General features: G+C 52.3%; 13 protein-coding genes. 4 read left to right on the top strand and 9 right to left on the bottom strand.

The features are described 5' to 3' along the window. Nucleotides 1–4: 4 nt before the first annotated feature. Nucleotides 5–1423 carry a sodium/proline symporter gene (locus TERTU_RS08815; protein ID WP_015818258.1) on the bottom strand — a complete coding sequence of 473 codons (1419 nt, stop codon included), beginning with the start codon at nt 1421–1423 and terminating at the stop codon, nt 5–7. Nucleotides 1424–1771: 348 nt separating this feature from the next. Further along, nucleotides 1772–2440 (bottom strand): MaoC family dehydratase, encoded by a 669-nt coding sequence (locus TERTU_RS08805; RefSeq protein WP_015818004.1) that lies wholly within the window; start codon nt 2438–2440, stop codon nt 1772–1774. Between the two features lie 301 nt (nt 2441–2741). On the opposite strand from TERTU_RS08805, the gene TERTU_RS08800 reads away from it, so the two are divergent. Further along, on the top strand, nt 2742–3986 hold the full coding sequence (locus TERTU_RS08800) for a tyrosine-type recombinase/integrase (RefSeq protein WP_015817062.1): 1245 nt from the start codon (nt 2742–2744) through the stop codon (nt 3984–3986). A 104-nt stretch (nt 3987–4090) separates the two neighbouring features. Here TERTU_RS08800 and gorA read toward each other — a convergent pair whose 3' ends face one another. The 7 genes from gorA to TERTU_RS08765 form a co-directional block, all read right to left on the bottom strand. Then, nucleotides 4091–5476, bottom strand: coding sequence for a glutathione-disulfide reductase (gorA, locus tag TERTU_RS08795; protein ID WP_015819961.1), 1386 nt, complete (start codon nt 5474–5476; stop codon nt 4091–4093). A gap of 376 nt (nt 5477–5852) precedes the next feature. Next, nucleotides 5853–7232, bottom strand: a complete 1380-nt coding sequence (gene cysG, locus TERTU_RS08790; RefSeq protein ID WP_015820391.1) for a siroheme synthase CysG — start codon at nt 7230–7232, stop codon at nt 5853–5855. Nucleotides 7233–7277: 45 nt separating this feature from the next. Continuing rightward, nucleotides 7278–8558 (bottom strand): serine--tRNA ligase, encoded by a 1281-nt coding sequence (gene serS / locus TERTU_RS08785; RefSeq protein ID WP_015819084.1) that lies wholly within the window; start codon nt 8556–8558, stop codon nt 7278–7280. Between the two features lie 11 nt (nt 8559–8569). Next, a complete protein-coding gene (gene crcB, locus TERTU_RS08780; RefSeq protein WP_015819504.1) occupies nt 8570–8944 on the bottom strand; it encodes a fluoride efflux transporter CrcB in 375 nt (124 codons plus the stop codon). Nucleotides 8945–8949: 5 nt separating this feature from the next. Then, the gene (locus tag TERTU_RS08775) at nt 8950–10293 is read right to left on the bottom strand and encodes a replication-associated recombination protein A (protein WP_015820110.1); all 1344 of its coding nucleotides are present in this window, start codon (nt 10291–10293) and stop codon (nt 8950–8952) included. A 3-nt stretch (nt 10294–10296) separates the two neighbouring features. Beyond that, complete coding sequence (gene lolA / locus TERTU_RS08770; RefSeq protein ID WP_015817570.1) at nt 10297–10932, bottom strand: outer membrane lipoprotein periplasmic chaperone LolA; 636 nt, start codon at nt 10930–10932, stop codon at nt 10297–10299. A 6-nt stretch (nt 10933–10938) separates the two neighbouring features. After that, complete coding sequence (locus TERTU_RS08765; RefSeq protein WP_028876046.1) at nt 10939–13434, bottom strand: DNA translocase FtsK; 2496 nt, start codon at nt 13432–13434, stop codon at nt 10939–10941. An 82-nt stretch (nt 13435–13516) separates the two neighbouring features. On the opposite strand from TERTU_RS08765, the gene trxB reads away from it, so the two are divergent. The 3 genes from trxB to TERTU_RS08750 all read left to right on the top strand — a co-directional run bounded on the left by trxB (nt 13517) and on the right by TERTU_RS08750 (nt 16074). After that, nucleotides 13517–14467, top strand: a complete 951-nt coding sequence (trxB, locus tag TERTU_RS08760; RefSeq protein WP_015817121.1) for a thioredoxin-disulfide reductase — start codon at nt 13517–13519, stop codon at nt 14465–14467. 99 nt (nt 14468–14566) lie between these two features. After that, a complete protein-coding gene (aat, locus tag TERTU_RS08755) occupies nt 14567–15346 on the top strand; it encodes a leucyl/phenylalanyl-tRNA--protein transferase (protein WP_015819198.1) in 780 nt (259 codons plus the stop codon). Then, nucleotides 15343–16074, top strand: coding sequence for an arginyltransferase (locus tag TERTU_RS08750; RefSeq protein WP_015820807.1), 732 nt, complete (start codon nt 15343–15345; stop codon nt 16072–16074). Before aat ends, TERTU_RS08750 begins: the two co-directional genes overlap by 4 nt. Nucleotides 16075–16221: the final 147 nt, after the last annotated feature.

The raw sequence follows: 16221 nt of genomic DNA, 5'->3' as shown, positions 1-16221 counted from the left end.
TCAATCAGGATTCTGATTGGCTCACACTCAACCTGAGCGCACGCTCCGGCACAGCATAAAGAGTGATGAGCCCAGCGGCGATGCCAGCCACACCTTCAAAAATAATATTGTGGAACCCAAAGTGGCGCCACAATAACGCCGTGGTAAAACCAACAGTGATAGCGATTATTGCAAGTATTTGGGAGGGCCGTCGCCCAAGGCTCTGCGCTATAAGCAGCGGCGCAAACGCACTGCCAAGGCCAGACCACGCCATTATCACCATACTGAAAACACTCTGATTGTTCGCCAGCGCAATCAAAAGCGCGATACCGGTAATCAACACGGTCGCTAGTTTCAAAATCCATGGTTGTTCGAGTGAGTGCGGAATAATGTCGTGTGTGATAGCCGCTGAACAGCTTAACAACAGCGAATCGGCGGTGGACATAGTTGCCGCAAAAATACCCGCGAGAATCATTCCCACAAAAAACGGTGAAAGCAGCTCCTGTGCAAGCGTGGGCAGTGCGAGTTCCGCATCGAATGACCCAACCTCAGGCAGGTATACCCTGGATAGCATGCCAACACCATTGGCCATCGCCCAAAATACGACAAACCAGGTGTAATACCATACCCGCGCCTGAACCATCTTCTGACTGTGCTCCAGCGCCATAAACCGCACCATCACATGGGGCTGTCCAATAACAGAGGCTCCCGCCACGAACCAGCCAAAGGTGAACAATATCCAACCGGTAATTCCCGGTACGGGTAAATCGCCCGGAAGCACATTTAGAAAACCGTCGATCTGCCCCAGTGCATCAAGGGTGCCGCCGATACCCCCAAGGCTGGCAATCGCGACAGCCAACAACAGAGCCATGGCGCCGATCATAACAATCGATTGAGCTGCATCGGTCCAGATTGATGCCCGAATGCCACCCGCGAGACAATAGAGCGCCACGACCACCGCCCCCACAACGGCGCCCGACCATATTGGCCATGAAAGCAGTACGTGTAGCGCTTTACTTCCTGCTACTAACTGGGCCGCAGCGTACGTCAGCAAAAACAGCAGAGAAATCACGCCTATCAAACGCTGCAGGCCGTCGCGGCTTTCGCCGTACCAGTTCGCGAGTACACCCGCGTAGCTCACCTCACTGTTGTTTTCAGTCGCTTTGTGCAACCGCTTGTGAACAAACAAAGAAGCAACAAAGTCACCGCATATCCACCCCAGCATCAGCCAGATAGATGAGAGACCGGCGATATAGGTATAACCGATAAGACCGATAAACATGTAACCACTATTATTCGTGGCGACAGCGGACAGTCCCACCAGCCAAGGAGCAATCGATGAACTGGCTAAATAATAATCTTTTTTAGTGCCCTGACTTTTCAACCAGGATGAAATACCAACGGCGGTAAAAAAAGCGAGAAAAAGTAGAAAGGAAAATATCATGGGCGCGACAATCGTAGATGGTTGGTTAGACACGCAACTCGGCGTAGTCGGCAATGACACCGCTATGGGTTACATAGCGGCAGCGAAACGGCGAGAGCGCACTTGTGCCAAGTGTTACAAGTTAACATTGGCAGAAGGTGTTCGCCTAAAAAGCACTTTTTGGGGGTTCGGACAGCAAACGCCATCCGGCAAGGCTGGAAGTAGAGTGCGGACTACCAACAGTAGGCGACTACCCTACCATTGATTGGCGACTATGTGAAATCACGCTAGTAAAGGACAACACGAGGCACATAAATTCTCGAATGAAAAACCTGCCGGCGCAATCCGACATCAGACTGGAATTAGAACCTACAGATAAACGCGGGTAAGAAGTTCGACGCGACAGGCTTCTTTACGACCCAGTTCAATTTCGACAATCACTTCTTCCGTCAAATCGATACTGCGTTTGTTCAATTCATATTTTCGCAAATATGTTCGAGAACGAAGACGGCTGCCCGATTTTACGGGAGTTATGAAGCGAAGGTCGTTCATACCACAATTCACCACCATGCGGCTATTCGGGTAATGCACCTTGGCATACTCCTCAAGGCCACGCATTTTCGGCAGCAACGACACAATTAAGAAGCCGTGGGCAATGGTTGATTTGAAAGGGGATTCACGCTCAGCACGCACAGGATCAGTATGAATCCATTGCGTATCGCCTGTTGCTTGAGCGAAGCTGTCGATCATCGATTGATCGACCAAGTGCCACTCGCCCAAGTGTACTTCCTGCCCTAACTTCCGGCGAAGACTGGAAGCAAGCTCAACAACGGCGGGTAACGGGACGACGGCAGGGTGAAGTTCTTCGTTAGCAACTGCGATAAATCGCGAAAAGAACGCGCTGGCAAACGAATTGGATACGGATTGGTTGAAAGTTTCTTTAAGCTCTCTCACCTGAGGCTCGAGTCGACGGATAAACTCACCGTTGCTGAGCTGCAATTGTTGGCCCTTTTCTTTCAACAACTCAACAATATTCACAAGTTTTATCCCCAAATACGACTACCTGACCATTCTGCCACTTTATACGTTAGCAAAACGGCATTAGATCTATACAAAATAACTAGACAGGAGGGGTTGGTAAAAAGCAATAAGCGAGAGAACCTAGCTCGATCAACCCAACAGAAGAATAATAAGCAGGGATTATACTGTGTGCGCTGGTGATAAGCGAAATTATTTTATGCCCCGGAACCAGGAAACACGCGGTAAACCCTTTCTATCTGGTTGTTTTAAGGAGATTTTTCGCTAAAATTGTCGTTCGTTATAACGAGGTGATTCTACATTGAACACGCCTGTCCCGATCTTCGATGGACCCGAGTTCCAGGAAAATCCTTTTCACAGAAAGCACTTCGCTACCTCTGCTTTCTTCCCTACTGACGCGACGGTATACCAATCTGAGCTCGATTATGAGTTTGCACTCAAATTTTTATTCAGCTACACCGGAAGCAGTGCAACCTTTAACTCATACCGCAGAGAGCTTGAAAGATTGTTGCAATGGGCGTGGTTTATCCAGAAAAAAACTGTCATCAACCTTCGACGTGAAGACATTGAAGCGTTTATAGAATTTGCGCGCCATCCACCAGACAGCTGGATAGGCATTAAAAACGTTGCGCGTTTCAAAAGCCGAGACGGCTTGCGGATCGCCAACGATGACTGGCGTCCCTATGTAGTGAGCCAAACCAAAGAGCTGGCCCGCGCCGGTATCAGCCCTCAAATTGAAAACTACCAGCTTTCCCAGTCCGCACTAAAAGCGACCTTCTCTGTGTTGTCATCGTTTTATGGCTACATGATTCAGGAGGGCGTGTGCGAAGCCAATCCAGTGGCGTTAATTCGCCAAAAAAGTAAATTTCTACAACGCGAACAAACCCATAAGCCCATCCGTCGGATCTCAAACTTGCAGTGGCAGTTCCTCCAGGAACTGGCCGCAGACCTGGCAGACAAACATCCCGAAAAATACGAGCGCAGCCTCTTTATACTGAATTGTCTACTCGGTATGTATTTGCGTATTTCTGAGGTTGTCGCAGATGAACGTGCCACCCCAACAATGGGTGACTTTCGCCGTGATATGGACGGGAATTGGTGGTTTCATGTGACCGGCAAGGGTAATAAAAACCGGATTGTGACTGTATCCGACGAGATGATGGATGCGCTTAAGCGCTACCGTAAATATCTATCTCTGCCCCCCCTGCCAGTTGCTGGCGAACGCACGCCCCTGGTAGCGAAGACACTGGGGCGTGGCGCAATTACCAGCACGCGCCAAATCCGCGCACTGCTGCAAGAGATGTTTGATCTTGCCTACGAAAAAATGGCGCAGGAAGGCTTCGCCGACGATGCCCAGGACCTGCGCTCGGCGACAGCTCACTGGTTGCGCCATACGGGCATCTCAGAAGATGTCAAAACCCGCCCCCGTGAGCACGTTCGTGACGACGCAGGCCATGCCAGCATGGCGACCACCGACAAATATATAGATAGTGATCTTCGCGAACGTCACGCTTCGGGTCGCAGGAAAAAACTGCGCGATATATAAGCGGCGCGCACTAGCTCACACTGCTGGCACCTTGCCGACGCGACCCCCATACGCTGCTCGATAGCGATTTAGCCAATGGGCGAAATTCAGCGCACAGGCTAAAACTAAGCGCGCGGAGATCGCATAGTCACAAACTCTTCCGCCGCTGTTGGGTGGATACCCACAGTCGCATCGAAGTCTTCTTTGGTGGCGCCGACTTTAATGGCAATCGCGATCCCCTGGATTATCTCTCCGGCATCGGGGCCCACCATATGCGCTCCCAGTACCTTGCGGGTTTGCTTGTCGACCACCAGCTTCATCAAGGTTTTTTCCTGCAGACCGCTTAAAGTATGCTTCATCGGCTTGAAGGTACTTTGGTAAACCTCGACCTCGTGACCGCTCTCCCGCGCGTCTTCTTCGCTGTACCCGACCGTACCAATGTTCGGCTGACAAAATACCGCTGTCGGAATGTGCTTATAGTTCATCGCGATCGGCTGGTCCGCGAACAAATTGCGCGCCAACGCCATGCCCTCGGCCAAAGCGACTGGTGTGAGCTGAAAACGATCGATGACGTCACCGACGGCGTAAACCCCAGGCACGTTGGTTGCGAAATTGTCATCGACTTCAATTGCACCATTGGGCTTGAGGTTAACACCAAGCGCCTCCAGCCCGATATTTCGAGTTTTTGGTGTGCGGCCAATCGCGGAAATAACGCAATCTACCACCCGCGTTTGCACCTGCTCGGCAGCGCCTTCGGCTTTGGCGTTGAGGGTAACTTGGAGAGTGCCGTTACTCAGCTTTTCGACCGCTTTAATGTCTGTACTAAACGACAGCTTTACGCCCTTTTCTGCTATCTGTTCCGCAGCAAAACGACGCACGTCGCCATCAAAATGGCGCAAGAACATCTCGCCCCGATACACTAACTCCGTATCACAACCCAACGCATTCAAAATGCCCGCGAATTCAACAGCGATATAACCGCCGCCCTCAACAATCACCCGCTTGGGTAGATGATGTAAAAAGAAAAAATCGTTTGAATTGGTCACATACTCTGCGCCAGGGTAGCGCGGCTCTCGCGGCCAGCTGCCGGTAGCCACCAGGATGTTTTTTGCGGTGTAGGTCTCCCCATCCACCGCAACGAGATTCGGGCCGGCTATAGTGGCCCGGCCGCGAATAATCTCCACGCCCGAGCCCTCCAGAATCCGCCCGTACACGCCATTCAGGCGCTCTATCTCCTGGGTTTTGTTGTCCCGCAGGGTTTGCCAGTCGAACTCGAGGTTATCGTAGCTCCAGCCAAAGCCTCGGGCCGCTTCAAAGTCTTCTTTAAAATGTGAACCGTAAACAAATAATTTTTTGGGCACACAACCAACATTCACACAGGTGCCGCCCAGGTATAAATCTTCAGCAACGGCCACCTTTGCGCCTAACTGAGCGGCAATGCGGCTCGCGCGAACACCGCCAGAGCCGGCGCCAATCACAAACAAATCAAAATCCATAACATCTTCAGACATGAGGTTTCCCTTCTTAGAGTTCTCAACTGCAGCAAAAGCTACCTGCGCCAGGGTTCGCTATACCTCTATTTCAATGGAGGGATGGCGACCGTCGCTTCGGCGGCGGTCCTTACCTGAACGCAATTCGTAAATTGACCGCGGAACCAATTTTTGGTTCTTTCGGCGATCTGGGGTTAGCCGACGCTCGCGAAGCGGCGGCCCAGCAGGAGTGAAGGGACCGTACTTATCATCCCCGTGGCTTTCTGTGCCTTGGGTTGTCTGATCCCGACGAATGGGTAACGTCGGGCTGGAGGGTTTTATGGAGTCAACCATGGTCAATTCCGCAGTCTTAGAACAAAAGGATGCTCAAAGACTATCGGCCTGATTCAGAATTGCTTTAACGCTTGAACCACCCCAGAGACTTGTGCAAAGCCACTACACCACCGATTATCAGCAGTGTCGGTGCATGAATCTCCGTATTTTTTACCTTCATTGGCATTGATGCCAAGGTGCCTGTATGCACAACCTGCGTAGGTAAGGTTCCCCGCTCCACCAACGCCACCGGCGTATCTGCGGGCTTACCGAATTCGATCATTTTAGTGCAAATTTGTTCCAGTCCGACCAGCCCCATGTAAAACACGAGCGTCTGGTGGTCCGCCACAAACTCTTGCCAATCGAAGTTGACCTCACCGTTTTTAAGATGCCCAGTAATAAACCGCACAGAACTGGAGTAATCGCGGTGCGTTAACGGAATTCCCGCGTAAGCTGAGCACCCACTTGCCGCCGTGATGCCAGGCACCACTTGAAACGGAATCTGATGCGCTGCCAGCAGATCAATTTCTTCACCTCCGCGGCCAAAAATAAAGGGATCACCACCTTTAAGCCGGAGCACCCGCTTGCCTTCCTGGGCGAGCCGCAGGAGCAACTGGTTAATCTGCTCCTGCGGCATGGTATGTTCGCTGCGGCGCTTACCCACATAAATACGGTCGGCGTCGCGCCGGACCATTTCAAGAATCGGCTCCGACACCAGTCTATCGTACAGTACAACTTCTGCCTGCTGCATTAAGCGTAGCGCTTTGAAGGTCAAAAGATCGGGATCGCCGGGCCCTGCCCCTACCAAATACACCTCTCCACGATCCGCTACATCGCCTGCGGTAATGCGTTTTTGCAACGCGATTTCCGCTTCAGATTCGCTGCCCGCCAACACCTGCTCAGCAATAGTGCCGCCGAGTACGCTTTCCCAGAAGCGTCGCCGCTGCTCGCCATCGCTGAAACGGCTTTTAACCGCATCTCGAAAACGACTGGCAAATTTTGCCAGCCTGCCGTATGACGCGGGAAAGGTCGACTCCAGTTGGGTTCGCACCCGTCGGGCCAACACTGGGGATTCACCGCCACTGCTCGCGGCGATAATCAGCGGGCTGCGATCGACAATCGCTGGGGTGATGACGCTGCACAACGCGGGGCTATCAACCACATTCACGGGAATTTGTCTGGCATGACAATCTTCAGATACCTGGCGATTGACGGATTCGATATCCGTCGCCGAAATGACCAGTACCGATTGGCCAATTAACGCTGAGCTATAGTCTTGTGTGTGGAGTTGCCCACCGGATGATTTGACCAATTGTGCCAACTCGTCCTGGGCATCAGGCGCAACCACAGAAATACACGCACCCGCTTTGGCGAGAAGGCGAGCTTTGCGAGTCGCTATGGTGCCGCCACCAACGACCAGGCACGGTTTGGTTTTGAGATCAAAAAAAAGTGGGAGGTAGTCCATCGGCGATACCGAGCGTCAGACGCCCGGCGCCTGACGCTGCTTAGATTAAGGTGCAGATATGCTTGTTTGGCCGTTCATGAACGGCTGCAATACTTCGGGTATAGCCAGAGAACCATCGGCCTGCTGATAGTTTTCCAAGATCGCCACCAGGGTACGTCCAATCGCCAAACCGGAGCCGTTGAGTGTGTGCAGCAACTCTGGCTTACCGGTCTCCGCATTACGATAACGCGCCTTCATGCGCCGCGCCTGGAAATCACCGAAATTACTGCACGAAGATATTTCGCGGTACGTATTCTGCGAGGGCAACCACACTTCTAAATCGTAGGTTTTTGTCGAAGAGAAACCGGTGTCACCACCGCACAGAATCACTTTGCGATAAGGTAAACTCAGTTTTTGTAGAATCGTTTCTGCATGGCCAACCAATGACTCTAAAGCCGCCATGGATTCGCCTGGTTTGACGAACTGTACCAGCTCCACTTTTTCGAATTGGTGCTGACGGATCATACCGCGGGTATCGCGACCATAGCTGCCCGCTTCCGACCGGAAGCAAGGCGTATGACAGGCGAAACGCACCGGTAATTGCTTCTCGTCGATTATTTCATCCCGCATCATGTTGGTCACCGGGACTTCGGCTGTAGGAATCAGGTAAAAATCACGGTCATCACGCAACTTAAACAGGTCTTCTTCAAATTTTGGCAATTGGCCTGTGCCGTAGAGTGAATCTTTATTCACAATGTAAGGCACATAAATTTCATCGTAGCCGTGCTCACCGGTGTGGGTGTTGAGCATAAACTGAATAAGTGCGCGATGCAGACGAGCTACAGCACCGGTCATCACTGCAAACCGGGAGCCGGTAATTTTACCTGCGGTTTCGAAATCCAGTCCTTTGAGTCCCGCGCCAACGTCAACGTGATCTTTTACTTCAAAATCAAACTCTCGCGGTGTACCCCATTGGCTAACCTCAACGTTATCGTCTTCGTTCTTGCCTTCCGGAACCTCATCGGCAAGAACGTTGGGAACGCCAGCAATAATTTCGTCGAGTTCAGCTTGTACTGCACCCAATTTTTGTTCTGCCTCACTCAATGCAGACTTAAGGTTATCAACCTCTTTGAGTAGAGGAGCAATGTCTTCCCCTGCAGCTTTCGCTTTGCCTATGCTTTTTGAGCGGGTGTTGCGTTCCTGCTGGAGGTTTTCACACTCAACCTGCACAACTTTGCGAGTGTCTTCTAGCTGTTGAATTCGCTCCACATCGAGCGTAAAACCACGCTTCGCCAGCTTGGCGGCAATCTCGGGTAACTGGGTACGAAAAAGTTTCGGATCTAACATGGTGGTCCTGATTAGATGATGTTGTCTGTTATTGTGGCTCCCAGGAAAATCGCCAACAGGCACAACGCCAGGCTCAGCCCCATATAGAGCAACGCCATTTGCCACAAGCCGTTTTGCAGCATGCCAAGACATTCAAGGGAGAAAGTAGAAAAAGTGGTGAAGGCGCCCATAAAGCCAATCATGATAACGTGCCGCCACTCTTGGGGGATGAGCATCTTCTCGACGATGATGATATAGAAAATCCCCATCAAAAGTGAGCCCAACACATTAACGGTGAGCGTTGCTACCGGAAATTTTAGCTGCTGTGGCGCAAGTGCGACCGACACACCATAGCGCGACATCGCCCCCACAGCGCCCCCCAAAGCGACGGCAAACCAAAGCATCATAGGATTCACTCTTTATCGTCCTGTTGATTTCTGTACTGTTCATTCAAACTGCGCAAGTGACGCAGCTTTTCACCGATTTTAATCTCGAGCCCCCGCTCTACAGGCTGGTAGTACTGCACCGGGAGCATTTCAGTTGGGAAATAATTAACCCCTGCGGCAAAGGCATCTGGCTCGCTGTGTGCGTACCGGTATTCGGCACCATAAGACAAGTCTTTCATCAGGCGAGTAGGTGCATTTCGCAGATGAACAGGCACATCGTAGCTGGGCATTTGGCGCACATCTTCTCGTGCTTGGTTGAAGGCATTATACACAGCGTTGCTTTTTGGCGCTGCCGCGAGGTAAGTCACCGCCTGTGCTAATGCGAGCTCCCCTTCCGGGCTACCGAGCCGTTCTTGCACATCCCAGGCATTGAGCGCGAGCGTAATACCCCGTGGATCAGCATTGCCAATATCTTCTGACGCCATCCGAACCACGCGACGCGCGATGTACAGAGGGTCACAGCCACCATCGAGCATGCGCACAAACCAGTAAAGTGCCGCGTCCGGATCAGAACCTCGCACCGATTTGTGCAACGCTGAAATCTGTTCGTAGAACAGGTCTCCGCCTTTATCAAAGCGCCGCACGTCTCCGGTCAAAACCTGTGCAAGCACATCTGCCCCCAGGGTGCCCCCGGTGTCGAGCAGGTCGCTGGCGATCTCGAGCAGATTCAACAAGCGCCGCGCATCGCCATCCGCCGCCTGAACAAGCAGCTTGCGCTCGGCGTCGGCAATTTTTAACTGTTTGCTCACCAGCCCCCGCTCGCTCGATAACGCCTTGTCGATGAGCTGTACCTGCTGCTCATCACTGAAGCGCTGGAGCACGTACACACGGCAACGGGAGAGCAACGCATTGTTGACCTCAAACGACGGGTTCTCGGTAGTGGCACCAACAAAGAGAATGGTGCCATCTTCCACATAGGGGAGAAAGGCGTCCTGTTGAGATTTGTTGAACCGATGTACTTCATCAACAAATAAAATGGTCTTGCGCCCATAGGCCTGCTGCTGTTGGCGTGCCTGTTGGACGGCATCGCGAATGTCCTTGACCCCGGCAAGCACCGCCGAAATCGACAGAAAAAACGCGTTGGCCTCATTAGCAAGTAAACGAGCAAGGGAGGTTTTGCCTATCCCCGGCGGCCCCCAAAGTATCATCGAATGAATCTGGCCGTGTGCTATCGCCTGCCGCAGCGGCTTCCCGGCACCGAGCAAGTGCTCCTGGCCGAGATACTCGTCCAGGTTGCGGGGCCTTAGGCGCGCAGCCAAAGGCTCAAAATGGCCGGCATTGCTTGGCTCGTCAAATAGATCGTCCGCCACGCACTAGCTTCCGCTATGAATGACATCAGTGCCCGCCGGCGGCTTAAAACTGAAAATACTCGCATCGATGGGCTTATTGAGCTGACGTTTGGAAAAGGTCACAACCGTACGCTGCCCCAACTTGTCTTCCAGGATCATGCCTTCAAGCCGGTCTTTTTTGTCGAAGATAAACTCCAGCCCGGCAAAATTACTGGTTTGTTCATCTTTTGGCGCCATGCGATAGGTGAGCGCGCCTTTGTTCATCGATGCTGTGATAGCGTAAGTTTTTGCCAATTCGGCAAAATCACCGCTCAATAATTGTGCAGGTGTCGATGCCAATTGCTGCTTGGAATAAACGGTCACCTGCTCCATATCCGGGTCGTACACCCACAGCTGCTCGCCATCGGTCACTACGGTTTGCTCAAATGGCGGTTCGACCTGCCAGAAAAAACGGCCAGGGTTACTTACTTTCACCTGCCCTTCCGTTTTTTGCAGCTCAGCCCCCGAATCGTCCAGCAATCGTTGCTCAAAGTGCGCGGAAAACGTGTTCAGTGCTCGCAATTTAGCACTTAAGTCATCCACATCATCCGCCCAGGATACGGAGCAAAACAACCCACTTAACAGAACAGCCGCAGTAAAAAATGTATTTTTTAACGCCATAATTACCTACTTGGGTGGTGGTGGAGCAAGGACTTCACGGCTGCCGTTCGAACTCATTGGAGTTACAACACCCGCCATTTCCATATCTTCAATTAGCCGCGCAGCGCGGTTGTAGCCTATGCGCAATTTTCGCTGCACGGAGGAAATACTGGCCTTACGTGTTTCTGTCACAAATGCCACGGCTTCATCGTACAGTGGGTCGGACTCTGACTTGCCGTCCTCATCTCCCTCGGAACTGAACCCTGGCACCGGGATGCTGGAAACGTCTTCGCTTAGAATATCGTCCAGGTAATCAGGTTCCCCGCGCTTTTTCCAATCCGCAACAACTTTGTGCACCTCGTGGTCATCGATAAACGCGCCGTGAACACGTACTGTATGAGCGGTCCCTGGCGGCAAGAAGAGCATGTCACCGTGCCCGAGAAGTTGTTCCGCACCGCCTTGGTCCAGAATCGTTCGGGAATCGATTTTCGATGACACCTGGAATGCCATTCGGGTCGGTACGTTCGCCTTGATTAAACCGGTAATGACATCCACCGACGGACGCTGGGTTGCCAGTATCATGTGAATACCCGCAGCCCGTGCTTTTTGGGCAATTCGCGCGATCAACTGCTCCACCTTTTTGCCGACGATCATCATCATGTCGGCGAATTCGTCGATCACCACTACAATAAACGGCATGGTGGTCAGATCCGGTGCGGTTGCGTTTTCGCGTTCGACCACACCATCGTCTTCGGGTGTCCATAGCGGATCGGGGATCGGCGCCCCGGCTTTCTCTGCGTCGCGTACTTTTTTGTTGTAACCGCTGATGTTCCGCACCCCGAGAGACGCCATCAATTTGTAGCGCCGCTCCATCTCGCCTACGCACCAGCGCAAACCGGTGGCGGCATCTTTCATGTCGGTGATCACCGGCGTTAGCAGGTGAGGAATACCGTCGTACACCGACAGCTCGAGCATTTTGGGATCGACGAGAATCAAGCGCACTTCTTCCGGCGTTGATTTGTACAACATGCTCACCAGCATGGAGTTCACCCCAACCGATTTACCCGAGCCCGTCGTACCCGCCACCAGCAGGTGAGGCATACGCGCAAGATCGGCAACCACAGCCTCACCGGAAATATCATGCCCAAGCGCTAATGTCAGTGGTGATTTGGACTTATCGTACGCCTCTGCACCGATAACTTCGCTTAAGCGCACCATTTCGCGGTGCTCGTTGGGAATTTCCACACCGACCACCGATTTGCCTGGAATCACTTCCACAACGCGTACACTGATCACCGCCAACGAGCGCGCAAGGTCCTTGGCCAAATTAGAAATTTTGCTGACCTTCACACCCGGCGCCGGTTGAATCTCAAACCGGGTTACCACGGGCCCAGGCAACACCGCCACCACATCCGCAATAACGCCAAAATCCTTCAGTTTCAGCTCCAAAAGACGCGACATCGCCTCCAGAGACTCTTCCGAGAAGCCTTTGTCGCTTTTTTTGTCTGCAGGTTCGAGCAACTCAAGCGGCGGCAAATCGCCGACCGGCGGCGTATCGTCAAACTCCAGTTTCTGCTGTTTTTCCCGATTAACACGTTCGCTGGGTTCTGGCTTTTTCTTGGGTGGTTCAATTTTTGGCGGAATTTTTTCTTTAACTTTCGCCACATGGACTTTGGCCGCTTCCCGACGTTGCGCCACCGCAGCCTGTGCTTCGCGCTGCTCCTGTTTAGCTCGCTTTCTGGCCTCACGCTTTTGCTTCACGTGCGCAATAAATCGCAACACGGCGGCGCCCAGCGCATCCATGACTGCGAACCAGGAAATTTCTGCAAAAATGGTGAGACCGAACAGGAGCATCGCCAGAAGCAGTAAACTCCCCCCCATATAGCCGAAGGCGCCATGAATCGCGGTTGCAGTTGTTAACCCCAGGTACCCGCCTGCGGAAAACGGCAAGTAGGTACTTTCAGTTCCATACTGCATAACCGCCAAGCCCGTAGCGGCGACCATCACCAGAATAAAACCCACAAAACGGACGGCAAAAATCAGCAAATCTGGCTGAAATGCCCGCCGTTCGCGCAGCTGCAAAACCACCTGATAGGCCAGCATTAGCGGGAATAGATACGCGAGTGCACCGAACAGCGAGAAAAACACATCAGAAAGCCAGGCACCAGCCGGGCCGCCGGCGTTGTCGACAGATCCATTGCCCGACGATGACCATCCAGGGTCGGAAGTGCTGTACGTAAACAGAGCCAGCGCAATATAGGCGCACGTGAGCACAAGACCAATCAACACTCCTTCGCGTAATATGCGTACTGCAATGGGGGATTTTTCGGCGGGATCTTCAGTACCGGCTACTATTTTACTCAAGATAATTCTCGTGCTGCGTTTCTTAGCTTTTAGGATAAAATATGACAAATTTTTCGGGCTATTGTACCCGAATTTGTTACGCGTCAGTTTTTCCCTGTGATAATCCGGGACAATGCTGTTTTTTTCACCTATCAGATTAGTTTTGGCTATGACAAACATAGGCACCAGCGCAATGGCTGAAAGTCGAGCGATAGATTAACATCCGCGCCTGAACTGATTGTTAACAAAGGATATTTTTATTATGAGTGACGCCAAGCACTTTCCTCTGATTATCCTCGGGTCTGGGCCTGCAGGTTACACGGCAGCCATTTATGCGGCTCGTGCCAACCTCAAACCAGTGGTTATTACAGGTATGCAGCAGGGCGGACAGCTCACGACTACCACCGAGGTCGAAAACTGGCCAGGCGGCTCCCATGATTTACAGGGGCCAGACCTGATGGTGCAAATGCAACAGCACGCAGAGCGATTTAACACGGAGATCATCTTCGACCACATTCACGAATGCGATCTTAACAGTACGCCGAAAAAGCTGGTGGGCAATGAAACTTATACCTGCGACGCACTGATCATTGCCACCGGTGCCTCTGCACAATACCTAGGATTGCCGTCCGAAGCTGCTTTCCAAGGTAAGGGCGTGAGCGCTTGTGCAACCTGTGATGGCTTCTTCTACCGCGATCAAAAAGTTGCTGTTGTCGGCGGCGGCAACACCGCCGTTGAAGAAGCGCTTTATCTGGCCAATATTGCCAGCGAAGTTACGCTGATTCACCGCCGCGATTCATTGCGTTCAGAAAAAATCTTGCAGGATCGCCTTCTCGAGAAAGCGGAGAACGGTAACGTAAAACTGATGTGGAACCAGACTCTCGATGAAGTTCTGGGTGATGACAGCGGTGTAAACGGCCTGCGCTTAAAGTCCACACAGGACGGCTCTACGCAGGAAATAGATGTCGCCGGCGTATTTATCGCTATTGGCCACAAGCCCAACACCGATATTTTTGAGGGTCAGCTGGATATGCACAACGGCTACATCAAAATCAAAAGTGGCCTTGAAGGCGCAGCGACGTCGACCAACGTCCCCGGAGTATTCGCCGCAGGTGACGTGGCAGATCACATATATCGACAGGCAGTAACCTCTGCTGGCGCTGGCTGTATGGCCGCACTGGATGCTGAGAAATACCTGGATAACCTGGTATAAACCTTTCTCCCCCGTTCACTCTCGCCGAGTTGATACGGGGGTTGCTTTCCCTCTTTTCTGTTGTAGCATGACTCGACTTCATTCAGGTAACGAGACCTTATGAGTCAACTGCAATGGCTGGACGCGGACAACCTGCGCTTTCCTCCTACCCACAGCGCCTTGCGCGACCCTGACGGTCTGCTCGCAGTCGGTGGTGATCTATCACCTGCACGCCTGATTGAGTCCTACTCCCACGGCATTTTTCCCTGGTATAGCGACGGCCAACCGCTTCTGTGGTGGACGCCAGATCCACGGATGGTTTTGCGGCCTGCACATGTTCATCGCGGTCGTACTTTGCGTAAGCTGCTCCGCCAACACCCATTCACTGTCACCGTTGACAGCGCATTCGATGCTGTGGCTCAAGCCTGCGGCACGATCGAAAGAGAGGGACAGGACGGAACCTGGATAACCCAGGAGATGCTCGCCGCTTATTCCGAGCTCAACCGCTTAGGTGTTGCGCACTCGCTTGAGGTTTGGTTGCAGAACGAACTCGTAGGTGGCCTTTACGGAATTGCCCTGGGCACGGTTTTCTTCGGCGAGTCCATGTTCAGCCGAGTATCTGGCGCATCCAAAGTAGGCTTCTCGATACTATGCCAACAACTGGAGAACTGGGGGTTCGAGCTAGTGGATTGCCAAATACATAGCGGATATTTGGCCTCTTTCGGCGCGCAAGAGATTCCGCGAGCTACGTTCGAGAAGCTACTCGCACAACATGTTTGGAACATACCCCGCGTTCCGTCAGCCGCCTGTTATCAAAGCCCAATACCTACGACAAGCAGACCATGCCCTCCGCTTATCAACTGGCAGATGGCCTGGACAGCCGGAGAGGACCTTGCGTGACAAAGCTTGCTCAACTTAAGCTGTACGCTACCCGTCCCCACCCCTGTAGCTACCTCGATGATCAGGAAGCCACGACAGTATTCATCGACCCCAATGCCACCATTGATGCATCCCTTTATAGCGAGCTTTCCGCATATGGATTTCGACGCAGCGGTAGCCATGTGTACCGGCCACACTGCGAACAATGTCAGGCATGCATACCAATCAGAGTGTGCGCAGACAGTTTTACGCCCAACCGCAGCCAGAAGCGTTGCTTAAAACTCAATGCAGATCTGGTTGTATCCGAGCACGATAGTATCGACAACGAAGAATGTTTTAGTTTGTATGAGCGCTACATCAACGAACGCCACAGCGACGGCGATATGTACCCAGCGGACAAAACACAATACCGAGACTTTCTCACCTCCGAATGGGGCATCACCCGGTTTTTGTTATTCCGCGACGCACAGCAATCTTTACTGGCTGTTGCGGTGGTCGACCGCCTTGAAAATGGGCTTTCAGCGGTTTACACATTTTTCGATCCGGACGCGGAAAAGCGGAGCCTCGGCCGCTTCGCCATCCTTTATCAATTAGAACAAGCCAAACAACAGCAGCTCCCCTACCTCTATTTGGGCTACTGGATAAGAGCTTGCACCAAAATGAATTACAAAACGGACTATCAGCCTTACCAGATGCTGATCAACCAAAACTGGGTCAATATCGATGTAAGCAGTGTAATTAAGCGATAACGAAATAACACCGAAAAGCCCACTATCTCAAAACTGCCAACCCCAAAAAAACCACTTCAATTGGGAAATAACCGATCATTTGCGCAATAAAGCAGCGGTTTAACTTGGATTCCAACGGTAATTCAGGCAAAATGCCGCCTCTTGAAA

Origin of the sequence: Teredinibacter turnerae T7901, from assembly GCF_000023025.1 — a bacterium.
In the GTDB taxonomy this organism is placed as follows: Bacteria; Pseudomonadota; Gammaproteobacteria; order Pseudomonadales; family Cellvibrionaceae; genus Teredinibacter; species Teredinibacter turnerae_B.
Note: the sequence above shows the minus strand (reverse complement) of the source record. Positions and strands in the feature narration are given on the sequence as shown.